Below are 21,133 nucleotides of genomic sequence, written 5' to 3'. Positions count from 1 at the left end.
CAATGGATGTCACGCGGCCCGATACGCTCGCCGCCTTTGCCGGTCATGATGTTGGCGAAAGTGTTCTCGACGACACTCTGCATCCCCCCGCGGGCGAGGCCGGTCAGGAAGCTCATGGTGTTCGCGGCGGGTCCACCAAAGGACCAGAAGCAGTCATTGAACCTGCAGCCCATTATCCCTGGCGGTTTGCCTCCGCGGAACACAAGGGTGCAGTTCTCAAAGGTGCACATGGAAAATGCGATGCCATCTATCTCGATGGTTTCGTTCCTGAATGTTTGGTTCTCGATAACCACTGGGTTCCCTCGGGTGATTGCTGCGGCATTCGTCTCGAGGTCGCTCATGATTCGCAAGGAGCTTGAATAATGTCTGTCGTGCTTCGCTCCAACATGCCCTATCGCGGGGCTTTGGCGGACCTGCCGCCGCTCAATGCCCCGATGCCAGCCGATGCCGCTTGGTATGCCGATTTCCTGAACGATCTCTTTATCACGACCGCCGTGCGCGGCACCGATCCGACGCAGATGTTCAATTTCTCCGCGATGCGGGAACGCTATCTGCGCAATGCCGCTGGCGGCTACACGCTGGCCGCGGCCGCCGCTGCCGTCCGCAGCGAATACAATGCCAGCGGCCAGAAGCTCGGCCTGCTGGTCGAGGGCGGCTCCAATCAGCTGCTTCCGGCCGCCATGCGCACCGATCTTAGCCAGGCAACGGCGACCGGCCTGGCCGTGGCGACGGGCGCGGCCCCTGATCAGGTCTGGGACCGCTGGTATAGCCTGACCCCGACCGGCGATGCTGGTCATGATCTACGCTTCGCCTCCGAGGCCGCGGTTGCGGCAAGCCACCGCCGGACCTTCGCCATCGAGCTGAAAAGCGCCGGGCATCGCTTCGTCCAGCTGTCTTCGGGGATGCCGGGCGAGGCGACGGATTTCGCCAATTTCGATGTCGTCAACAAGCTGGTGACCCTGAACGGCGGCGGCGTGACCTTCGCGGGCGTGCTGCCGACGGCCGAGGGCTGCATCTGCTACATTCAATACAGCTCGGCGATCGCCGGGATCGAGGCCCCGACCGTCTCGCTGATCGCCTCGGCCGCTTCGGCCCGGCAGGAAGCGGCGGCTGCCAGTGCGCTCGGCCCGGTGCAGGCGCGGCTGCCGAAGCTCTGGACGAACGCCACGATGACGCGGGTGGCGCCGCGATCACCGCTGCCGGTCAACGCTTCGGTGCTGTCGGATCGTTTGAACCTCGCGGCCCCGTTCATCGTCACCGATTATACCATCGCGCTCCGCGCCCGCTGTTCGCCTTGGCTGAATACCTGGCAGCCGGTGCTGTTCGCGCTGGCGAGCGGACAAAGCGCGACCACGGGCGTTTCCCTGCGCGCGACCACGGCGGGCAATCTGGCGCTGGTCAGCAGGGTGTCGAACACCATCAGCGTGCTGCATGAGTTCAGCCGGGTGCTGCAGCCCAGTGAGATTGTGACAGCGGCGTTTTCGGTGGCCAGCGACGGCACCCTGCGCCTCGTCATGGGGTCGGAAACCTATGAGGGGATGGTTCCGCAGGCAGTCGGCGCGCAGCCCTTCGTGCTGTCCTCGCCGGTCGAGATGGAGGCATTCGACGGCCACCTGCAGCGGGCGATCGGCTGGACCCATGCGAAGACCATCGCACAGATGCAGGCGCTATTGAGCGAAGGCGTCTGAGGCGAGAATAGGAATGAAATGAAGCCTCGCCGGAGCGAGGCGAGGCTTCACTGTCTTCGTCTTTCCGTCTTGTCGGTAAAACAACATTGAGCCCCTGAACGCTGCGCCTGACCTGCGATTCTGTCAATGGCGCGGATTGCGCCGACGATTCCGGCCTGAAATCCCGCCAGAGGAGCGGCGGCTGCGGGGCTACCCGTGCCATGTCCGATGCCGCTCTTTTGGCGATGCGGAAGGCAATGGGTGGTGCGGCGTGATGCAGGCGATCGGTGAACCCCGCTGCCTGTTCTGCAGAGGATGATAGCCGCTGTAGCTGCGCCCGTCCGATGCCTGCCGTCGAGGCTTACGACAGACTGGTGCGAAATCCAGCGAACGATTGCATAAATACTACCTAGTAAGAAATAATTGTGCGGAGATTGCCCCCCACCAGTTGCACCGCCGCAAGTTGTCGGTTCTATCGTGATCGGCAACTATGTTACGGACACCGCTATGAAAAAATTGAATGCCGTGGTGATTGGTGGTTCGAACACCGTTATGCGGCCGGGTTACATGACCGAGCTTTCTCGTTGCTTCCAGCGATATGGAATCGATCTGAACATTGCAGCGAATCTTGCGGTGGGGCACACATCAACGCTGATGGGACTCATTCAGCTCAAGGCAAACCCAGAAATTATTCGTGCCGCAGACGTGTTGTTTGTCGAATACACCCTAAACGATTCAAGTTTTTTTAAGGGAACTGATGGCCTTGAAAAATGGTCTCGTGCATTTGAAGGGGTTGTTCGCTTCGCGCGATCAATAAATCATCACCTAAAGATCGTGCCCATAATATTTGCCTCGCGTGTCGGAGTGCACCGAACTGGAGTTAACCCTCTGCATGGAGGGGTGCATTATTTTTCGTCATATTATGACTTGGCCGTTGCCGACGTGAATGCCACGTTCGTAAAGCGTTTTGGCAGTGAGTTTCCAGAACTCCTCGGGACCTATCAGGACACGGCACATTATCAGCGACCGATTATAACTACTATAGCAGCTGAGATTGTTGCTGAGTGCGCTTATGAGTACCTGCTGTCAGATCGTTCGCCACCCATGCTACCACCCAAAGTCTGTGCGGCGGATTACTCTAATGGTTCTCTGCTCAATCATGCCGAGCTTCCTGATATTCAGGTCGTGAATTTCAAAAATAAAGTCTACGATGAAGATGCGTTTCAGTTGGCCGGAAGTAGGATTGCTCTCGAAATCGAAGACGGAACGCTTCTAGGCGCAAAATATATCTGTGTCGCAGATGCAGCACAGCTTTATATCCAAGGAAATGGTGACTGGTATCAGTGCCAAACACTGCAGCCTGGCTTGGTCAAACCAGCATTTAAATTCCTAATGGCCATGCTAACGTTTGATATCAAGCAAGTCGAAGGCATCAACCGCTTCATGTTGACGACCATCGCTCCGGATGGATCTGAGCCAAGTAAGATGCTCCAGTCGGGAACGCGCCAACCTGTTCGGGAGGAACGCAGCCTGCCCATCGCATGTCTCTTGTATACCGGTAGGCTCGTTTCGGCGAGTGTTACGACGTCGCAGGAGCTCGCTGCTTCCTAGGGATCATCGTCCACGATCCAGACGCCGCTACCGTCTGGATCGTGTTTGAGGTGTTTCAGTTAGTCAGCAAGCTCCGCTGAACCGGTTTTCGAGCCTTAGATTGCTTCAGCCATTTCAAGTGCTGCACCAGTCCGGCTATCGGAGGCAATATCGTCCAGATATGCAGCGGGCTTCAATCCAGCAGAGCGAAGGAAGTCAGTATAGCGCGCGCATTTCATGGACCTATGCTGGTCGTACTGCGCGCCGTCAAATTTGATCAGGTTCCTGAGGTTGGTACGAGTCAGTGGCTCTTTCAAATCCGATGCACGCAAATAGGGGACGCCCGTCTCCCGGCACATTTCCTCTGTGCGGCTGTCAATCGTCACCGTGCAGGCCATACGTTCGGCCTGAATGGCGAGTTGTGCACCGTGGAAACGCGGGCCAATTAGTAGGTCGTGACGGCGCAGATCGTCCATCCACGCTGCGATATCGTAATACGAACGGGCATAGTTCAGTGCCCAAGACTTGAACTGATCTAAGCTGTAATGGGGCACGATATGCCGGTGCAGACGGCTGAGATCTTCAGGTTCGATTTCATCGAACAGGCCCCGCGATGTCTTGATCATGTTCGCCATCGACTGAACGATGTAGATCCCCGGAAATTGCGGGTCCATCATCATCGCAATCAGTTGCTGCTCGATTTCCCGCACATTGGTCCAGGCTTCGTGTCCGCCAGCGACAGCGATGCGCTGCGGCAACGTGTTTCGCTCCCAATGCGCTTGAATGCGACGCCCGAGGTCGGCGCGAGGGTTGATGAAGTGGGTGGGGCAGCCATTTGCTAAGGTCTCGGCACCAGTCAGTTTGCGGATCTGATCGGACGTATACGGCCCACGGGTGTAGACGTTCTGAATTCCATGGCGCTGCCCGTTTTCGATCAGAACATCGAGCCAGGCGCGGGTGCCTTCGGTAAGTTCGACATCGGAATCGAAGGTCTTCGACTGCGCGCCGAGCCCTATCGCAACGATGGGTTTTGTCACCTTGGAGAGAATTGCAGCCGAAGCCGCGAGGTTGGTGTGCTTGCCGAGTTGATTTGCGCAGGGGATAACGAGGAAATCCACCTCATCATTCACACGCTCGGCTTTAACGTTCCATGAATAATGGATAATATCAGCTTCAATCTGATGCTTTACAGCATGAACGAATGCCAAATTTCCGTTGTTGTGCCCGACCTGACGATAAAGGGTCTTAAACTCGGCATTTGAATAAAGGCCTGGATTTTTATTTTCCCAGAGCAAACCAACTTTCATAGGTAATTCCTGCTTTTATACGAGATAACCTGGGCCAGAACTGGCGCTGTTGAGACGAAGAACTTTTTACCAATAACCGAGCTACAGTGCCGTTAGGCGCGGATAGTTCCCGCTTTGTCAACACCAGTCGCCCCAAATCTTGCTAGGTTCGAGCGCGCTCCGGGGGCTGCCTCTTTGACTGGCAATCCCTCCTTGCCGTGACAGAGGGCTTTATCGTGCCTAAAAATTCTTGGTGTATGATAATCCTGATCGGCGTTTGCTTCGGTAAAAGAGGCGCTTATCGTTCAGTCTGCCTCTGCCCTCGCGGACTGCCACCCGGTGGCCGGACGAAAAGAATGAAGCCTCGCCGGTGAGAGGCGAGGCTTCACTGTCTTTGTCTTTCCGTCTTGTCCGCAGAACAAGATTGAACCTCTAAAGGCTGCACCTGACCAGCGATTCTGTCAATGGCGCGGGTCGCGCCGACGATTCCGGCCTGAAATCCCGCCAGAGGATCGGCGGGGTGCGATGCCGCCTAATGCCTTCGTAACTCAAGAGGGCGGCATGAAGCATGCGAGCATCATCGGGTCCTTCCTGACCCGATCCATCACCCCTGAACAGATCAACGCGCGGACCCGCGGGGCCGGTGAGTTCCGGCATCTGGGCGAGGTCCGGCAGATCGATTTCGAGAATCGGACGGTCGAGCTCGCCTTTTCGAGCGAGATGCCGGTGGTGCGGTGGTTCGGCGACGAGGTGCTGGATCACAGGGAGGGGGCGATCCGCATGGATCGTCTTCAAAGCGGCGCAGCGCTCCTGGTCAATCATGATTGGGACGACCAGATCGGCGTCGTGGAAAGCGTGGAGATCGGGGAGGATCGGCGCGGCCGGGCCAAGGTCCGCTTCGGGCGCAGCGCACGGGCCGACGAGATCTTGCGAGATGTGGCTGACGGTATCCGTCGCCATGTGTCTTTCGGCTATGCCGTGCATGCGATCGAGATCGAGAAGCGACATGGCGCGGCCGACCTGGTGCGTGTCACCGACTGGGAACCCTACGAGATTTCCCTGGTCAGCGTGCCCGCGGATCCGACGGTCGGCGTCGGACGCTCGCATGAAATCACGCCAGAGGAACCGAGTGATTTGCCGGGTCAACCTGCGACCACGCGGGCAGCGCCCGATCAGCAACCCCCCAATGGGAACCGTTCCATGAAGAAGAAACTCGTTCGCAATGCCACCGGTCAGCTGGTCTGGGCCGAGCTCGATGATGACGGCAAGATTGTCCGCGAACTGGAGGTGGTCGAGGAGGCCGGGGCCGAACGTGGCGCAGGCGAAACCGCCGAGCGCGCGCGTGTGGGCACGATCCTGGAACTGGGCCGCCAATATGACGCGGGCGATCTGGCCAATGCCGCGGTGCGCGACGGGCGCGGGGTGGACCAGTTCCGGGCCGACCTGCTCGCGCAAATGGGGACCAATCGCGGCCGTCCCCTGACCGAAGGCGGAAACCCGATTGGCATGACCGATGGCGAGGTGCGCCGCTATTCGTTCATGCGGCTGTTCCAGTCGCTGACCAATCCCAATGATCGCGGCCTGCGTGAAGCGGCGGCCTTTGAATTCGAATGCGCCGCGGCCGCGACCGAGCGCGCCGAACGCAGCCCGAAAGGCACCTTGATCCCGGTCGATGTGCTGACCCGGGCGCTGAACACCGGCACCGGTGGTGCCAATGCCGGCGATACTGGTGGCATCCTGGTCGCGACGGACATGCTGTCGCAATCCTTTGTCGACATGCTGCGCAACCGCACGACCCTGCTGCAGCTGGCAACCCCCATCGGCGGCCTTGTGGGCAATATCGATGTGCCGACGCAGGCGGGCGGCGCGTCCGGTTACTGGCTGGGCGAGGACGATGAGGCGACCCTTTCGGCCATGTCCTTCGACCAGTTCGGCCTGCGTCCGAAGACCGTCGCGGGCATGACCGAGGTCACGCGCAAGCTGATCATGCAGTCCAGCCTTGATGTCGAGGCGATGATGCGTCGTGACATGTCAGCGGCGCTGGCACAGGCGGTGGACTATGCCGGCTATTACGGCGCCGGCTCCGATCATACGCCACGCGGCATCGCCCGCACCCCCGGCCTGAATGTCGTCGATTTTGCCGGGGCAAACCCGACCTATGCCGAACTGGTCGCGATGGAGACCGAGATCTCGGCCGACAATGCCGATGTGAACAGCATGGCCTATGTCTTCAATGCCCGCATGCGCGGTCATGCCAAGACCACACCCAAGTTCGCCTCGGGCACTGACCAGGGCGTCATCTGGGAAAGCGGCGGGACGGTGAACGGCTATCGCAGCGAGGTCACGAACCAGATTGCGAACGGCGATGTCTTCCACGGCAATTTTGCCGATGTGCTGATCGGCATGTGGGGCGGCCTCGACGTGACCGTCGATCCGTTCACGCATTCGGCCCGCGGCCGGATCCGCATCGTGATGATGCAGGATGTCGATATTGCCGTGCGCCGCGCCGCGTCGCTGTGCCTGGGCCGGAACCTCTGATCCTGCAACCGCGGGACGACCCTTCGGTCCTGCCAGTCCATGAGGAATCCATGTCGAAGACTTTCAAGGTGAAGCTGTGCTCGGCCGTGGTGGTCGGCGGTGTGCCCACCCGGGCCGGCAGCGTGGTCGAGGTCGATGAGGCCATGGCGCGCCGCTTGCTGGACAACGGCAAAGCCGAGTTGGCGACCGCCGCCGATGTCGATGCCGGTCCATCGAACGAGCCCGGTCCATCGGGCGAACCCACGGTGCCGGACGCACCCGAAACGGCCCCGGCCAAGAACAACCGCACCAAGCCCAAGGCGGCTGATGGCGCGCAGAGCAACGGAGAGGCAAAATGAAACTGTCGATTAAACCGCTGGCCGCGCTGGCGGCGATCAGCGCGACCGCCGGTCTGACCGGGGTGGCGCTGGACGAGTTCCATGGCCATGCCAAGGTGATGCTGATGCACGGCCCGAGCGGTGGCGCGGGCCAGACGGTGGCCGTGAAGCTGCAGCATCGCAATGGCACCGACGCCTGGGAGGATATCGAGGACGCGGTATTCGCGACGATCACCAATGCCGCGGGCGGCAGCCAGATGATCGAGGTCGATGCCGACGGCTTCAAGGACGAGGTGCGCGTGCATTGCACGGTTTCCGCCGGGGCGTCCGCCACGCTGGCGGTCGCTGTGGTCGGCCAGAAGCAATACGGCTGAGGACCGCCCCCATGCCTTTCGTCGAGGATCTGGACAGCTTCCTGCAAGAGGACGAATTCGCCCATGCCTGCGAGCTTCGGCTGGCAGGCGGTGCAATTCGGTCGCTCCGCGGCATCTTCGACGAGCCGTTTCTTGATGCCGAGATGGGCGAATACCGGCTCGATACCACGCAGCCGCGCCTGTTGGGCAAGGCGGCGGATTTTGCCGGGGTCAATCGCTTCGATACGATCATCATCGCGGGCCGGGAGTTTGATATCATGTCCCTGCCGCAGGTCGATGGCACCGGCATGGCGACCTTGCGGCTGGCGCCGAAGCACGGGCAGGGGGCGCGATGAGGCGCTGGAGCCGCCGGATCCGCGGGGCCGATGTTGTCCTCGATCTGGAGGATGACCTCGATCGCGTGATCGCCGAGTTGAAGGCCAGCGAATCCGATGTTCGCAAATCGATGTCGCGGGCGCTGCGCCGCACCGCGACCACGTTGCGGGTTCAGGCCTCGAAACGCGTGGTGCCAGAACTGGAACTGCGCCGGGCAGGCGACTTTCGCCGCCGGCTTCGCGCCATGCGCGCCAGGATCAACCGGGAGGGTGGCACGGTCGGCATCTGGGTCGGCCTGAATGACATGGGCGTGTCGAAGTTCAAGGGAAGGGTCAAGGAAACGGGCGCTGGCGCGTCCTTCCGCGATCAGGAATTCGCGGGCGCATTCGTGGCAAAGGGCAAGGACGGACGGCGCTCGATCTTTCGGCGGAAACGTTCCGCCCGCTTCCCCTTGGCCGAGGAAAAACTGCCAATCAAGGATCAGGTGGACGTGATCCTGGAAGACGAGATCCTGCCGGATGCGGTGGCGATATTCATGAAGCACTTCCTGTCCGATCTCCGCGCCAGGACAGTGTTCCGGGTGGGCAGAAATGGCTGATCCGATTGACCTGGCCGGCCTGTCGGCACCCGATGCGGTCGAAGACCTCGACTTCGAGCTGATCCTTTCCGAAATCAGGGCGCAGCTGTTGGCGCTGGCGCCGGAACTTGCCGACGTGCTCGAGCTGGAAAGCGAGCCGATCAACAAGCTGCTTGAGGTCGGGGCCTATCGCGAAGTGATCATGCGGGCTCGGGCCAACGATTCGGTTCGTGCGGTCTTGCTGGCCACCGCGACCGGCACGGATCTTGAGAATTTGGCGGCGCTTTACGGGGTGACCCGGCAGGTCGTGGTCGCGGCCAATCCCGATGCGACCCCGCCGGTTGCCGAGATCCGCGAAGACGATGCCGCTTTGCGCAAGCGCACCCAGCTGTCGCTCGAGGCGCTGACCACCGCCGGCACGGTCGGGGCCTATAGCTTCCATGCGCTCAGTGCCGATGGCCGCGTGCGCGGGGTGGCCGTCACCAGCCCGGCTCCAGGGCGGGTGCTGATCACCGTGCTGTCCCATGAAGCGGGCGGGATGCCATCGGCCGGGCTGCTCGCCGTCGTCGCCGACGCGCTGGAGGATGTCCGGCCGCTTTGCGATGATCCGGTCGTCGCCGCCCCGAGCTTCACTGACTTCGCGGTGGATGCCACCTTGGTCCTGTCGCATGGACCGGGCGCCGAGGTAGTGCAGGCGGCGGCGCGTGCGGCCGTGCAAGCCTATGTCGCGGATGAGCTGGCTGTCGGTCGGGTCGTCCGATTGACGGCGCTGCTCGCCCGGTTGCACCAGCCCGGAGTCGAAAGCGTGGTGCTGACCTCACCCACATCCGATATCAACCCGGGCCGCACCGGCGTGGCACGGGCCAGTTCGATCGCGATCGGTCATGAGGTGATGTCGTGACTGACCTCTTGCCGAACAATGCGACGGCGACCGAACGGGCGATTTCGACCGCGATGGCACGTGCGAACCTCATCCCAACTCCGGCAGGGCAGATGTGGGACCCGGCCGATGTGCCGGTGGAATTCCTGCCATGGCTGGCCTGGGCGCTGTCCGTCGATGAATGGAATCCCGACTGGACCGAGGCCGAGAAGCGCGCGGCAATGACGGCCTCGATCGCGTTTCACCGCATCAAGGGCACGCGCCCGGCAGTTGGGCAGTTTCTGGCGATGCTCGGCCATCCGGCTGCAATCCTGATCGAGGACCGCGACCTGCCCCGTATCGGAGGCGCGGACCTTGAGTTGGGTGGGGCATGGCGGTTGGGACCGGAAGATCCATTCTGGGCGGATTACTGGATCCAGATCCCGACGCGGATCCGCCACGGTGAGGCAGATCGCATTGCCTTGCGCCTTGAAACCGTGGTTCCGGCGCGGTGCCGGCTGCGGCGCATTTCCCTTTCTGACCAGCGCTATCTGCTCGGCGACGATCAATGGCTGATCGGCAACCGCGTCGCGATTGGCAACACCTATATCTACGAGGGCCAAAATGGTTGATGTCGCATCAGTCCCCACCTTTGCCGAACTCGAGCAGTTCCCCGAGAGCGTGCCGATGCTGCAGAACGGCTGGCAGCCGACCGGTGGCCCGGTGGATCCCGCGGATAACCAAGGCCTGCTGAACTGGCCGCTGCGCGAGCTTACTGATCGCACGCGTTATCTGAAGACCCGGATCGACAATATGGCGGTCAAGGCTGCGGATCTGGTCACGGTCGGGGCAGGTGGGGAATTCCTTACCATCAATGAGGCGCTGATCGCGCTGTCCGAACGCCGACCGGCCTACAAACCGGGAGGCTTCATCACCGAACTGCGGCTGCTCTCGGGCTTCATCATGGCCGAGCAGGTGCTGATTTCAGGCCTCAACATGGGCTGGATCACCATCACCGGAGACGATGCCGAAACCTTCATTGACCGGGCCTATCTGACCCAGCAATTCGGTATCCGCATCCCGGCCTTCGGGGTGCTCGATGGTGGCGTCCTGCCCCGGATCGGGCAGCTGTTCACCATGATGAACACCGGCAGCGCGACCGATCGTTGCGGGGTGTTGTGCGGCGACGGTGGCGGGGCGACGGTGCTCGGCGGTGCCGGGGTCAAGTTGGCCGGTGCAGATGGCGCGAACGTGGCCATGGGCGGGCGACTGAGTGCGACGGGTGCAATCTTCTCGAACGCGGGCGAGAACGGGATCAATGCCGGCGGATCGACCACGGTCAGCGCCATCGATGTCGATGTCAGCGGTTGCGCGGTGCGCGGCGTTCTGGCGCAGAACCTGGCCTCGGTGAATATCGGCAATGGCATCTGTACCGGGGCGGGCTCGGTGGGCATCGAGGCCCGCGACGGCGCGATCATCTATGCAGGGAATGCCCAATGCCGGAAGGGTGCCTCCGACAGCACCAGCGACATTGTCGCGACTCGCGGGAGCCGGATCAGCGCCTACGGTGCCATCGGCGGCACCAACATCGCGGTCAACACCCTGACGGCCAATGGTATCATCTACAGGTGAGGCGCGAATGAGATACGCAGCGCGTCGTTCCATTCAGGTGTGAGGACATAGAATGCCACAGCCGGATACCACGCTGGATCTCGATCGGTTCTTCGCGGCCATCGTGAAATCGATCTGGTCGGCTTACCCCCGGCTTCAGCTGGTGGAGGCGTTCCGGACCGATCGCAGCAACTTGGCGCTGCCCGCCTGCCTGATCGAACTGGTCGAACTGGAGCCGACGGACAATCCCGGAACCGAGCAGCTGGCCGTCGTCGCCCATATCGAGGCGACGGTGATCGTGGACTTTCGGGATATTGGCGCCAAGGTTCAGGTGGCCAAGCTAGCGGCCGATATCGCACATCACGTGCAAGGGCAGCGCTGGGGTCTTCCGGTCGAAGCGGCGACAATCAGCGCGATCGCGCCCAGCGATTTTGATCCAGACCTGGACCAGTTCGAGGTCTGGGCCGTGGAATGGCGACAGACCATCCATATCGGCAGGAGCATCTGGGACGATGGTGATCCCCTCCCGTCCGAGGTGCTGATCAGCCATGCCCCGAATATCGGCGTGCCACATGAGGGGGATTATACCCCCGTTGGGGGCATCTGATGCGCGGTGCCGACATGGGGCAGCTTGCCAGGGCCGAGCTGGAGCGGCGGCTTGCCAACCTGGTCCGCTTCGCGACGATCACCGAGGTCGACCCCGCGGCGGCCAAGGCGAAGGTTACCTTCGGCGGCGAGACCGAAAGCGCCTGGTTGCGCTTCAGCACTGCGCGGGCGGGTGGGGCAAGGATCTGGTCGCCACCGGTGCCCGGGGAGCAGGTCGTGATCTTATCGCCGATGGGTGACACGGGGCAGGGCGTCATCATCGGCAGTCTGCCCAGCGACGCCTATCCGGCACCCAGCTCGAATGGTGGCACCTACCGCATCGACATGCCGGGCGGCGTCTCGATCTCGGTCGCCGGCGGGTCGATATCGGTGACGGCACCGGGCAAGATCATCGTGAATGGCGATGTCGTCGCCAATGGCATCAGCCTGACGCAGCATGTTCATGGCGGGGTCAGTTCGGGCGGCAGCCAAACCAGCGGGCCAGTGGGGTGAGGCAATGGCAGGCATGAATGCCACGACCGGACGCCGTCTCGATGGCATCGATCACCTGCGGCAGAGTATCCGCGACATCCTGACCACGCCGATTGGCACACGCGTGATGCGTCGCGCATACGGCTCGCGCCTGCCCGAGTTGGTCGATGCACCGTTGAACGACGAAACGCTGGTCGATCTCTATGCCGAAACCTTCATCGCGCTGGCGACATGGGAACCGCGCATCGATGTCGAACAGGTCACTGCCAGCATCCCGGCACCGGGCAAGGTTCACCTGTCGCTGGTGGGCGTCTACACCCCAACCGGGACTCCGGTGCGGATCGACGGCATCGAGATCAGTTGAAGTTGATGGCAGAACTATTTCATCTGGCGGAGTAATTCGTGCCGCACGAAGCTGTGGTAGATGAGGTGTCGCGCGAAAACTGAAGACGACCAGAGGATTTGAACGTTATCGAAAGCCGCAGAATAGCTCTCCGCCGCCTTCATCGTCCTGTTTCCCGGGATTCCATCAATTGGACCTGGATCGAATCCGGCGGCCGCTAGACACATTTGTCGTGCTTTCCAAACTTCCATCTCATGCTCTTTGGAGCGGAATTCGGTCGTCGACAGCATTTCTGCGGCTTCTCGTACAATCTCGTCGTTGGTCCCGTGCATCGAGGCGTTGATCGTACAGATGTAAATGGGTTGGGTACGAAGACTGTAAGCAAAATCCATTGGCTCGGGACTGATCGCACAGCTCGCAAGAGCCGAGCCGATAAGGGTCGCAAGCACTGCCTTGACGACATCCTTTGTATCTTTCGAGGTGATCAGAACCCTGGTCCGCGTCTTGCGATAGATGCTCCCGCGTTCGATCTCTTGTCTCTCGAAGGCTATGAGGACGGTTAACCCAAGATTGGGGAGAGAGATCTCATAGCTGTCGTCATACCGACGCCTGAAGCCCAGTTGTGCCAGGAAATTGTCCTGATGATCAGGAAGCTCGGTGAAGGAGTTTTCGAGCGAAAATGACAGAAGGCTTGCAACCGATGGATGTTGCTCGGTTTCGCCAATTGACCACAAGCATCTTGTGATCGCCTCGAACGCGATTGCCTTTTGGGTGGAGAAAGCGATTGCCTCGAGACCAGCGCTGTTTGGATCTGCTGAAGGAGGAACGGCGTTAGTCGGCAAAACTGTCGCGGATGTCGAAACGTCGAGACGAATTGCAATCTCCAGATCTTCCTCGACCTGCATGCTCGAACTCCATCATCAATAACAAACAATGGTTTCAGGGGAACGGTCTGCAACCGGTTTGGCAATCATTTTGTGACTTCAGCTCTCTGAAAAACCGCCAGAGGATTGGCGAGGTGCTGGCGGCCATCCTGCGGGAAGGATTTCAACCCCGCAGGTGAGGCATCATGCCCGAAACTTTCCTTCACGGCGTCGAGGTGATCGAGATCGACACCGGCCCGCGCCCCATTCGCACGGTTCGGTCGTCCGTGATCGGTATCGTCGGGACTGCCCCTGATGCGGACCCGGCCGCGTTTCCGCTCGATACCCCGGTCCTGATCGCGGGCAGCCGCACTGAGGCGGCCAAACTCGACATGACCGAGGCGCAGACCGGGGAGGGGACGCTTCCTGCCGCGCTGGACGGCATTCTCGACCAAATCGGCGCCGTGGTCATCGTGGTGCGCGTCGAGGAAGGCACGACCGAGGCCGAGACTCTGGCCAATATCCTTGGCGGGGTGAATGCGATCAATGGCCAGTATGAAGGCGTGCACGCGCTACTCTCGGCCGAGAGTGTCGTCGGCTATTCGCCCCGGATCCTCTGCGTCCCGGGCTTCACCCATCAGCGTTCCGCGAATGGGATCACCGGCGTCACCATCACTGCCGGCGGTTCGGGATATACCAATGGCATCCACCGCCTGACCGTGACCGGCACCGGTTCGGGGGCCGCAATCGACGCGACGATTGCCGGCGGCAGTGTCACCGCGGTGACCATCGTCAATCCGGGTTCCGGCTATACTTCGGCCCCAACCTTCGCCCTGCCTGCGGGCGCGGGCGTTGGCACCGGCGCGACCTTCACCTCGACCCGCGGCACTGTCGGCAATGCCGTCGTGGCCGAGCTGGTCGGTATCGCCGAGCGCATTCGCGCGGTGATCATCGCCGACGGCCCGAACACCACGGATGCGGCCGCCATCGCCTATGGCGGCGATTTCGGATCGCCTCGCGTCTATGTCGTGGATCCATGGGTGCTGGTTTCCGACAGTGCCGGTGCCCTCACCTCCGAACCGGCCTCGGCCCGCGTTGCTGGCCTGATTGCCAAGATCGACAATGATCGCGGCTTCTGGTGGTCGCCATCGAACCAAGTGATCAACGGCATCGTCGGCACGGTGCGTGCTGTCGACTTCACGCTTGGCGATGCCAATGCCCGGGCCAATCTGCTGAACGAACAGAATATCGCCACGATCATCCGCCAGGACGGCTTCCGGCTTTGGGGCAACCGCACCCTGTCCTCCGACGCGAAATGGGCGTTCCTCTCGGTGCGCCGCACGGCGGACATGCTGAACGACGGCATCCTGAAGGCGCATCTCTGGGCCGTCGATCGCAACATCACCAAGAACTACCTGCGCGAGGTCGAGGAGGGCGTGAACGCCTATATCCGCCAGCTCGTCGCGCAGGGGGCGCTGATCGGCGGTCGCTGCTGGGCCGATCCGGATCTGAACACCGCTGCCGCGATCACCGACGGCAAGGTGTTCTTCAACTTCGACTTCACCGCCCCCTATCCGGCCGAGCACATCACCTTCCGCTCGATCCTGACCACCGATTATCTCGAGGAGCTGGTCTGATGGCCGCGCGCGACGTTCTGAAGAACATCAATCTCTTCGTTGATGGCCGCGGCTATGCCGGCCAGATCGACGAATACAATCCGCCCGACCTCTCGCTGCAGACTGAAGACTATCGTGGCGGCGGTATGGACGGCTTCACCACCCTCGACATGGGGCAGGAGGTCATGGAGTCGTCCTTTGCCCTGATCTCCTATGACGCCGATGTTCTGGCGCTGTGGGGCGTGGCCGAGGGGCAGGTTGTGCCCTTCACCGCGCGCGGTGCTCTCGAAAGCTATGACGGCACGGTCAAGCCGGTGGTTCATACCATGCGCGGCAAGATCGTGACGCTGGCCCGCGGCACCTGGGCGGCGGGCCAGAAGCCTCAGCTGACCGTCACCATGCGCCTCGATTACTACAAGGAAGTGGTCGACGGCGTGGTGATCAGCGAAATCGACGTGATCAACATGATCCGCATCACTGGCGGCACCGATCGCCTGGCAGCTCAGCGCGCCGCGCTGGGTATCTGATCTTCGAAGCGAGCACGCAAATGACCGACAGACATGACTACATCTCCGAAAACGCCGATGGCAGCCTCACCGTTGCGATGCATGGCGGATCGTTTGTGACCATGCGCGAGCCGCTGGTCGAGGATCAGCTGGCCACCAAGGGTACGGCCGAGCAGCGCGAGATCGCCATGCTGGGCAATTTGTGCAGCCTTGCCCCGGATGAGATCGGCAAGCTGACCAGCCGCAATTATCGCCGCCTGCAGAACGCGCTCACCAGTTTTTTGGACTGAAGCCGGAAGAGATCCGCCACTTCGCTTTGGCGCTTGCCTCCCACACCGGTTGGGGCGCCGCAGAAATTGGGGCAATGCCCGTCAGCCGTTTCATCTGGTGGATAGAGGGGCTGCCCCGTGGCCGGAAACCAAAGACTTAATGCAACGATCACCATCGGCGGCGTGGTTGCGGCCACGCTCAGCCGCGCCGTTTCCGAGGCCAATGCCAAGCTTGGTGTGATCGGGAGTGCGCTTGGTTCTGCACAAAACCAGATCGGCACCGCGATCCGCCAGAATGATGCCGCGATCGAAAAGGCCCGCGGTGGCGTGCTCGATGCCGTCGGCGCATTCTATGCGTTGAAAGGCGCAATCGGGGCACCGGTGAAGGCCGCCATGGATTTTGAAAGCGCCATGGCCGATGTCACCAAGGTGGTCGACTTCGACTCCCCGGAAGCTTTGCAACTGTTCAAGAAGGATCTGCGGGACCTGTCGAAGGAAGTCCCAATGACCGTCACCGGCCTGGCCGAGATTGCGGCCGCTGCAGGGCAGGCGGGGATCGCCGGCGATGATCTCATTACCTTTACCGAAAGCGCCGCCAAAATCGGCACCGCATTCGATATCGCCGCGGGCGATGCCGGTGATGCGATGGCGAAGCTGAAGACCGGTCTCGGGCTGACCATCGGCGAGACGGTCAAGCTTTTCGACGCCATGAACCATCTTTCCAATGCCCAGGCGTCGAGTGCGGCAGATGTTCTCGACGTGGTGCGTAGGGTTGGGGCCATGGGCAAGCAGTTCGGCTTTACCGCGGAACAGACCGCGGCCTTCGGTTCGGCCATGCTGTCCTCTGGCGCGCAAAGCGAGGTTGCGGCCACCAGCTTCCTCAATATGGGGCGTGCCCTGACCAAGGGCAGCAGCGCCACCAAGCGTCAGGCCGCTGCCATGCGAGCGCTTGGTCTGGACAGCGAGAAAGTCGCGCGCCGCATGCAGGAGGATGCAGTCGAAACGACCATCGATGTCATGGAACGCCTCGCAAAGCTGCCGAAGCATGTTCAGGCCTCGGTCTCTTCGGACATCTTTGGCGATGAGGCCCGGGCGCTTGGACCGCTGTTGACCAACCTTGATCTGATCAGGGACAGTGTCGGCATGGTCTCGAATGAGGCGAGCTATGCAGGCTCGGCTTTCAAAGAGTTCCAGACCCGGAATGGGGTCTTTGCCTCCCAGCTGATCACCTTCGGCAACCGGATCACGGATCTTGCCATCGCGATCGGCGATGCCCTGATCCCGCCGCTGCGGCAGCTCATGGAGATTTTCGGGCCGGTGATCGATCAAGTGACCGCCCTCGCAGCAGCCCATCCCAAGCTGATCGGTAATCTCGCGCTCGCCGCCGGCGGTTTCATCGCCTTCCGGGGTGCGCTCGCCGCGCTTCGCTTTGCCGGGCTGTTCGCCCTTGGCGGCGCCTTGCGTACGCTCTCCATCGGGCTCAATGCCATTAGCGTCAGCCTCGGTCTTGTTTCGACCGGTTTTCGGCTTGTCTCTCTGGCCATCGCCGCGAACCCGATTGGCGCGACGATCACGGCGATCGCTGGTGCGGCCTACTTGATTTACCGGAATTGGGACACGGTCGGGCCGTGGTTCCAGAAGCTCTGGGGGAATGTCGGCAAGACCTTCATCGGCTTCGCCCAGTTCGTCAGTGGCGTCTTCACCGGCGATCTCGGGCAGGCTTGGCAGGGCATCAAGACCGTCTGGAGTGGGATGACCGGATACTGGGAAACATTGTGGGAAGGTGTGGCGAACATCTTCACCGTGGCGTGGACCAACTGGATCGCGCCAGTTCTCGGCAACCTCGGGATGCTCGAACCGATCAAGGCGGCATGGGACGGATTGAAGGCCTATTTCGGGCCGGTGCTGCAGTGGATCGGCGACAAGTTTGCCTGGCTCGGAGGCGTCCTGAAGCCGGTTCTCGACGGCCTGACATGGGTCAAGGAAAATGGCGCTGCCATCGGGGACAAGGTCTCGGGCTGGTTCACTGGTCGGCAGCCGGGCGAAACCGCCGAAGGTGAATGGAACCGCCGCGTCAATGGCGCGCCGCAGATGCGTGCCGTCGGCGGGGCATTCCGTCCCGGCCCGCTGATCGTCGGCGAACGCGGGCCTGAGGCGATGTACGAACACCGTGCCGGCTTCATTGCCCATAACCGCCAGTTGCTGGCGATGGCCCGCAATGCCGGGAAGATCGCGGCCCTGGGCAGCGCCCTCAGGGCAATGCCTTCCGCAGCGGCCTCGATCGAGGACATCATGCCGGCTGCACCGCGCAGGGCCGCCGGACATCAGGTCGCGGCGACTGCGGCGCCACAGGTTAATGTCGGTGGGATCACCGTCTATGCCCAGCCCGGGCAAGACCCGCGCCAGATCGCCGATGCTGTCCTGCGCGAGTTGGAGAGCCGCGCCCGCGGTGCCCTCTTCGATGGGGGCTATTGATGGGCTCGATCATGATGCGGCTCGGGGTCTACAAGTTCAGCCTGGACACGGCGGCCTATCAGGAGCTGAGCCGGACGGCGGAATACCGATGGGCGCGGCAGGAGCGGATCGGCACCAACGATGCGCTGCAGTTCACTGGTCTCGGTCCTGAAACGCTCGAACTGCGCGGGGTCGTCTTCCCGCTGTTTCGGGGCGGGCTGGACCAGGTCAAGAGGATGCGGGCCCAGGCTTCGCTCGGTGTGCCGCTGCCGCTGATCGACGGTTTGGGAAAGGTCTGGGGGCTGTGGGCCCTCGAACAGATCAGCGAACGGCAATCCATCTTCATGCCGCGCGGTGCGGCCAAGCGGATCGAGTTCGATCTTCGGCTATCACGCTATGATGGAGGCTTGCGTGCGCTTCTACCGTTCTAAGGCAGGCGACACCGCCGATAGCATTGCTTGGCGCGTTTATGATCGCCAGGACGGGTTACTGGTCGAGGGCATTCTTGATGCGAATCCGGGTCTGGCCGGGCAGGGCGAAGAACTTCCCGCCGGCCTGTTGATCCTGATCCCCGATGAGCCGGCGCCAGCACAAGCCGAGGGGGTGCGGCTGTGGGGCTGACGGAATGGAAGCCCGCGCTGAAGGTGACGGTCAATGGCAAGGACCAAACGTCGGCCTTCCTGCCGCGCGTCAGTTCAATCAGGATCTCGGACACCGCCGGGATCCAGTCGGACCAATGCGAGATCGAGCTGACGGATCACCTGCCGCTGATGCCCTTGGTGATCCCGGAAACGGGTGCCGAGATCCAGATCGCCCTCGGCTATCTCTTCAGCTCACAGGTGATTGGCGTCTACATCGTCGATGAAGTCGAGGTGACCGGGCCGCCGAACCGGATGCGGATCACCGCCTATGCTGCGGCCCACGGCACGAGCGATCAGGGCAAGTCGGCGATTTCGAACGCGCGCACCCGTAGCTGGCCGGATGGAACGACGGTGGCGAAGCTGGTCGGGACGATCGCGGCCGAGAGCGGCTTCAAGGCGTCGGTCACCGAGGCGGCCGGCAAGGTGAGCCTGCCGCATATCGACCAGATCGACGAAAGCGACATGAACCTGCTGACACGCATCGCGCGCGAGAACGGGTTGGTGTTCAAGCCCGGAGGCGGTGCCCTCATCGTTTGCCAGACCGGCGAGAGCGTCAGTGGCAAGGGAACGAAACTGCCGGTCATTGCGCTGACCCCAAAACAGGTCTCGGCCTGGTCGATGCGGATCACGCGCCGCGGGGCCTTCGCCAGGGTGATCGCCAGCTATCGTGATTTTGGCAAGTCGGAGCCCGTCGAGGTCGAAGCGGATGGCGTGCCTGCCGGGGTTGCGGGCGTAACGCAAGTGAAGCGGCTGAAGAAGATCTATCCCACCGAAGCGGCAGCCCGGACCGCCGCGGCCGCAGAGGCGCGGCGCGGACAGCGAGGGGCGCGGACACTGCGGCTGCAGCTTCCGGGACGGGCCGGCCTGATGGCCGAGGGCCGTGTGGCTCTTGCAGGTTTCCGAGACGGCGTTAATGGGGAATGGCTGATCTCGGAGGTCGTTCACGCGCTGGGCGCGGCTGGCTGGTCGACAACCGTAAGCGCCGAGATTTCGCAGGACGGATGAACTGTAGAGCTGTTCCCACGTTTCGGGTTTGTTCACGATATGTCTGTGGGATATTTTTGGTTTAGTGGGCTGCAATCATTTGGTTTCTACATGATTACAAATCAGCTGCTCTGTCCGCTGAGCTAAACCGACCCGCGTTCCGGAGGCTGGCGTCATGGCAGGGGCCATGCGTGGGGATTGTGTGGCGCTTGATGCGCGGGGGCTTGCATTCAAGCTGAAAACGGACTAGATGGCGCGCACTTCACAGGTGGGGTCGGGCCGACGAGGGGAGAAATCCCTCGCAGGTCCACCGGTTGGGGCCTTGGTCCCTGAAAACCCCGCCCAGGCTCAAACCGGAAAGGACCTTGATATGGCGCTTCCTGAATTCTCCATGCGTCAGCTGCTTGAAGCTGGCGTTCACTACGGCCACCAGACCCAGCGCTGGAACCCCCGTATGGCCGAGTTCATCTATGGTGAACGTAACGGCATCCACATTTTCGACCTGACCCAGACCGTCCCGATGCTGGACGCCGCTCTGCAGGCGATCCGTGACACCGTCGCCAAAGGCGGCCGCGTTCTGTTTGTCGGCACCAAGCGTCAGGCTCAGAAAGCCGTCGCCGAAGCCGCCGAAAAATCGGCTCAGTACTACATGAACCACCGTTGGCTGGGTGGCACGCTGACCAACTGGAAAACCGTTTCCCAGTCGATCCAGCGCCTGAAAGCCATCGACGAGACCCTGGCCGGTGGCGCCGAAGGTCTGACGAAAAAAGAGCGTCTGCAGATGGATCGCGAGCAGGCGAAACTGCAAGCGTCGCTGGGCGGCATCCGCGAAATGGGCGGCCTGCCGGACCTGCTGTTCGTCATCGACGTGAACAAAGAAGACCTGGCCATCCTGGAAGCCAAGAAACTTGGCATCCCGGTCGTCGCCATCGTCGACACCAACTGCTCGCCCAAAGGCGTTGACTATGTCATCCCGGGCAACGACGACGCCGCTCGCGCCATCGCTCTGTATTGCGACCTGGCCTCGCGCGCTGCTCTGGACGGCATGACCGCTCAGATGGGCGCTGCCGGTGTCGACCTCGGCGCGCTGGAAGCCAGCATCGAGGAAGAGCTGGAAGGCGAAACCGAAGTCGTCGCCGAAGCCTGATCGGGCCACGGCCTGGCCTTGGGCCGGGCCGGTAGCTCCGCCCTTGCGGGGCTTCATGGAACATTCATCAGGCGGGGATAAGCCCCGCCTGACGCAATT

General features: G+C 61.9%; 24 protein-coding genes. 22 read left to right on the top strand and 2 right to left on the bottom strand.

Annotated elements, in window-relative coordinates; all coding sequences use genetic code 11:
* Positions 1–2: 2 nt before the first annotated feature.
* From IB235_RS17730 to IB235_RS17720, 3 genes are all read left to right on the top strand, one after another.
* Positions 3–359, top strand: coding sequence for a hypothetical protein (locus IB235_RS17730; protein ID WP_192337812.1), 357 nt, complete (start codon positions 3–5; stop codon positions 357–359).
* Positions 360–362: 3 nt separating this feature from the next.
* A complete protein-coding gene (locus IB235_RS17725; protein WP_192337811.1) occupies positions 363–1,688 on the top strand; it encodes a hypothetical protein in 1,326 nt (441 codons plus the stop codon).
* Between the two features lie 486 nt (positions 1,689–2,174).
* On the top strand, positions 2,175–3,278 hold the full coding sequence (locus IB235_RS17720) for a hypothetical protein (RefSeq protein ID WP_192337810.1): 1,104 nt from the start codon (positions 2,175–2,177) through the stop codon (positions 3,276–3,278).
* 95 nt (positions 3,279–3,373) lie between these two features.
* Here the strand turns inward: IB235_RS17720 and IB235_RS17715 are convergent, their stop codons facing one another.
* Entirely contained in the window at positions 3,374–4,564 is a 1,191-nt protein-coding gene (locus IB235_RS17715; protein WP_192337809.1) for a polysaccharide pyruvyl transferase family protein, read from the bottom strand.
* Positions 4,565–5,104: 540 nt separating this feature from the next.
* Between IB235_RS17715 and IB235_RS17710 the strand changes: the two genes are divergently transcribed.
* The 11 genes from IB235_RS17710 to IB235_RS17660 are packed head-to-tail and all read left to right on the top strand — an operon-like array spanning position 5,105 to position 12,575.
* Entirely contained in the window at positions 5,105–7,081 is a 1,977-nt protein-coding gene (locus tag IB235_RS17710) for a phage major capsid protein (RefSeq protein WP_225612435.1), read from the top strand.
* Positions 7,082–7,131: 50 nt separating this feature from the next.
* Positions 7,132–7,419: a hypothetical protein gene (locus IB235_RS17705; protein WP_192337808.1), complete on the top strand. Its 288-nt coding sequence runs from the start codon at positions 7,132–7,134 to the stop codon at positions 7,417–7,419.
* Complete coding sequence (locus IB235_RS17700) at positions 7,416–7,772, top strand: hypothetical protein (protein WP_192337807.1); 357 nt, start codon at positions 7,416–7,418, stop codon at positions 7,770–7,772. Before IB235_RS17705 ends, IB235_RS17700 begins: the two co-directional genes overlap by 4 nt.
* 11 nt (positions 7,773–7,783) lie before the next feature.
* On the top strand, positions 7,784–8,107 hold the full coding sequence (locus IB235_RS17695; RefSeq protein ID WP_192337806.1) for a hypothetical protein: 324 nt from the start codon (positions 7,784–7,786) through the stop codon (positions 8,105–8,107).
* Entirely contained in the window at positions 8,104–8,685 is a 582-nt protein-coding gene (locus tag IB235_RS17690) for a phage tail protein (protein WP_192337805.1), read from the top strand. The genes IB235_RS17695 and IB235_RS17690 overlap by 4 nt, the downstream gene beginning before the upstream one ends.
* The gene (locus IB235_RS17685) at positions 8,678–9,565 is read left to right on the top strand and encodes a baseplate J/gp47 family protein (protein ID WP_192337804.1); all 888 of its coding nucleotides are present in this window, start codon (positions 8,678–8,680) and stop codon (positions 9,563–9,565) included. Before IB235_RS17690 ends, IB235_RS17685 begins: the two co-directional genes overlap by 8 nt.
* The gene (locus IB235_RS17680) at positions 9,562–10,155 is read left to right on the top strand and encodes a phage tail protein I (RefSeq protein ID WP_192337803.1); all 594 of its coding nucleotides are present in this window, start codon (positions 9,562–9,564) and stop codon (positions 10,153–10,155) included. Before IB235_RS17685 ends, IB235_RS17680 begins: the two co-directional genes overlap by 4 nt.
* Positions 10,148–11,155, top strand: coding sequence for a hypothetical protein (locus tag IB235_RS17675; RefSeq protein ID WP_192337802.1), 1,008 nt, complete (start codon positions 10,148–10,150; stop codon positions 11,153–11,155). Before IB235_RS17680 ends, IB235_RS17675 begins: the two co-directional genes overlap by 8 nt.
* Before the next feature lie 52 nt (positions 11,156–11,207).
* A complete protein-coding gene (locus tag IB235_RS17670) occupies positions 11,208–11,741 on the top strand; it encodes a hypothetical protein (RefSeq protein ID WP_192337801.1) in 534 nt (177 codons plus the stop codon).
* Positions 11,741–12,232 (top strand): phage baseplate assembly protein V, encoded by a 492-nt coding sequence (locus tag IB235_RS17665; protein WP_225612434.1) that lies wholly within the window; start codon positions 11,741–11,743, stop codon positions 12,230–12,232. Before IB235_RS17670 ends, IB235_RS17665 begins: the two co-directional genes overlap by 1 nt.
* A gap of 4 nt (positions 12,233–12,236) precedes the next feature.
* Positions 12,237–12,575: a GPW/gp25 family protein gene (locus tag IB235_RS17660; RefSeq protein WP_192337800.1), complete on the top strand. Its 339-nt coding sequence runs from the start codon at positions 12,237–12,239 to the stop codon at positions 12,573–12,575.
* Between the two features lie 14 nt (positions 12,576–12,589).
* On the opposite strand, the gene IB235_RS17655 is transcribed toward IB235_RS17660, so the two are convergent.
* Positions 12,590–13,459, bottom strand: coding sequence for a peptidoglycan-binding protein (locus tag IB235_RS17655; RefSeq protein ID WP_192337799.1), 870 nt, complete (start codon positions 13,457–13,459; stop codon positions 12,590–12,592).
* A gap of 164 nt (positions 13,460–13,623) precedes the next feature.
* Here IB235_RS17655 and IB235_RS17650 point away from each other — a divergent pair, with 164 nt between their 5' ends.
* The 8 genes from IB235_RS17650 (at position 13,624) to rpsB (ending at position 21,034) form a co-directional block, all read left to right on the top strand.
* Entirely contained in the window at positions 13,624–15,054 is a 1,431-nt protein-coding gene (locus IB235_RS17650; protein WP_192337798.1) for a phage tail sheath subtilisin-like domain-containing protein, read from the top strand.
* Entirely contained in the window at positions 15,054–15,560 is a 507-nt protein-coding gene (locus IB235_RS17645) for a phage major tail tube protein (protein ID WP_192337797.1), read from the top strand. Before IB235_RS17650 ends, IB235_RS17645 begins: the two co-directional genes overlap by 1 nt.
* Positions 15,561–15,580: 20 nt before the next feature.
* On the top strand, positions 15,581–15,829 hold the full coding sequence (locus tag IB235_RS17640) for a phage tail assembly protein (RefSeq protein ID WP_192337796.1): 249 nt from the start codon (positions 15,581–15,583) through the stop codon (positions 15,827–15,829).
* 117 nt (positions 15,830–15,946) lie between these two features.
* The gene (locus IB235_RS17635; RefSeq protein ID WP_192337795.1) at positions 15,947–18,283 is read left to right on the top strand and encodes a phage tail tape measure protein; all 2,337 of its coding nucleotides are present in this window, start codon (positions 15,947–15,949) and stop codon (positions 18,281–18,283) included.
* Positions 18,283–18,693: a phage tail protein gene (locus IB235_RS17630; RefSeq protein ID WP_192337794.1), complete on the top strand. Its 411-nt coding sequence runs from the start codon at positions 18,283–18,285 to the stop codon at positions 18,691–18,693. Before IB235_RS17635 ends, IB235_RS17630 begins: the two co-directional genes overlap by 1 nt.
* Entirely contained in the window at positions 18,674–18,883 is a 210-nt protein-coding gene (locus IB235_RS17625; protein ID WP_370576931.1) for a tail protein X, read from the top strand. Before IB235_RS17630 ends, IB235_RS17625 begins: the two co-directional genes overlap by 20 nt.
* A gap of 23 nt (positions 18,884–18,906) precedes the next feature.
* On the top strand, positions 18,907–19,908 hold the full coding sequence (locus IB235_RS17620; RefSeq protein ID WP_192337793.1) for a contractile injection system protein, VgrG/Pvc8 family: 1,002 nt from the start codon (positions 18,907–18,909) through the stop codon (positions 19,906–19,908).
* Between the two features lie 349 nt (positions 19,909–20,257).
* On the top strand, positions 20,258–21,034 hold the full coding sequence (gene rpsB / locus IB235_RS17615) for a 30S ribosomal protein S2 (RefSeq protein ID WP_155040653.1): 777 nt from the start codon (positions 20,258–20,260) through the stop codon (positions 21,032–21,034).
* The last annotated feature ends 99 nt before the right edge of the window (positions 21,035–21,133 follow it).

Source organism: Paracoccus sp. PAR01 (assembly GCF_014851995.1).
GTDB classification, from domain to species: Bacteria; Pseudomonadota; Alphaproteobacteria; order Rhodobacterales; family Rhodobacteraceae; genus Paracoccus; species Paracoccus litorisediminis.
Note: the sequence above shows the minus strand (reverse complement) of the source record. Positions and strands in the feature narration are given on the sequence as shown.

Coding starts and splice junctions, on each gene's coding strand:
- IB235_RS17730 (WP_192337812.1), top strand. CDS start 3: ATGGATGTCACGCGGCCCGATACGCTCGCCGCCTTTGCCGGTCATGAT.
- IB235_RS17725 (WP_192337811.1), top strand. CDS start 363: ATGTCTGTCGTGCTTCGCTCCAACATGCCCTATCGCGGGGCTTTGGCG.
- IB235_RS17720 (WP_192337810.1), top strand. CDS start 2,175: ATGAAAAAATTGAATGCCGTGGTGATTGGTGGTTCGAACACCGTTATG.
- IB235_RS17715 (WP_192337809.1), bottom strand. CDS start 4,564: ATGAAAGTTGGTTTGCTCTGGGAAAATAAAAATCCAGGCCTTTATTCA.
- IB235_RS17710 (WP_225612435.1), top strand. CDS start 5,105: ATGAAGCATGCGAGCATCATCGGGTCCTTCCTGACCCGATCCATCACC.
- IB235_RS17705 (WP_192337808.1), top strand. CDS start 7,132: ATGTCGAAGACTTTCAAGGTGAAGCTGTGCTCGGCCGTGGTGGTCGGC.
- IB235_RS17700 (WP_192337807.1), top strand. CDS start 7,416: ATGAAACTGTCGATTAAACCGCTGGCCGCGCTGGCGGCGATCAGCGCG.
- IB235_RS17695 (WP_192337806.1), top strand. CDS start 7,784: ATGCCTTTCGTCGAGGATCTGGACAGCTTCCTGCAAGAGGACGAATTC.
- IB235_RS17690 (WP_192337805.1), top strand. CDS start 8,104: ATGAGGCGCTGGAGCCGCCGGATCCGCGGGGCCGATGTTGTCCTCGAT.
- IB235_RS17685 (WP_192337804.1), top strand. CDS start 8,678: ATGGCTGATCCGATTGACCTGGCCGGCCTGTCGGCACCCGATGCGGTC.
- IB235_RS17675 (WP_192337802.1), top strand. CDS start 10,148: ATGGTTGATGTCGCATCAGTCCCCACCTTTGCCGAACTCGAGCAGTTC.
- IB235_RS17670 (WP_192337801.1), top strand. CDS start 11,208: ATGCCACAGCCGGATACCACGCTGGATCTCGATCGGTTCTTCGCGGCC.
- IB235_RS17665 (WP_225612434.1), top strand. CDS start 11,741: ATGCGCGGTGCCGACATGGGGCAGCTTGCCAGGGCCGAGCTGGAGCGG.
- IB235_RS17660 (WP_192337800.1), top strand. CDS start 12,237: ATGGCAGGCATGAATGCCACGACCGGACGCCGTCTCGATGGCATCGAT.
- IB235_RS17655 (WP_192337799.1), bottom strand. CDS start 13,459: ATGCAGGTCGAGGAAGATCTGGAGATTGCAATTCGTCTCGACGTTTCG.
- IB235_RS17650 (WP_192337798.1), top strand. CDS start 13,624: ATGCCCGAAACTTTCCTTCACGGCGTCGAGGTGATCGAGATCGACACC.
- IB235_RS17645 (WP_192337797.1), top strand. CDS start 15,054: ATGGCCGCGCGCGACGTTCTGAAGAACATCAATCTCTTCGTTGATGGC.
- IB235_RS17640 (WP_192337796.1), top strand. CDS start 15,581: ATGACCGACAGACATGACTACATCTCCGAAAACGCCGATGGCAGCCTC.
- IB235_RS17630 (WP_192337794.1), top strand. CDS start 18,283: ATGGGCTCGATCATGATGCGGCTCGGGGTCTACAAGTTCAGCCTGGAC.
- rpsB (WP_155040653.1), top strand. CDS start 20,258: ATGGCGCTTCCTGAATTCTCCATGCGTCAGCTGCTTGAAGCTGGCGTT.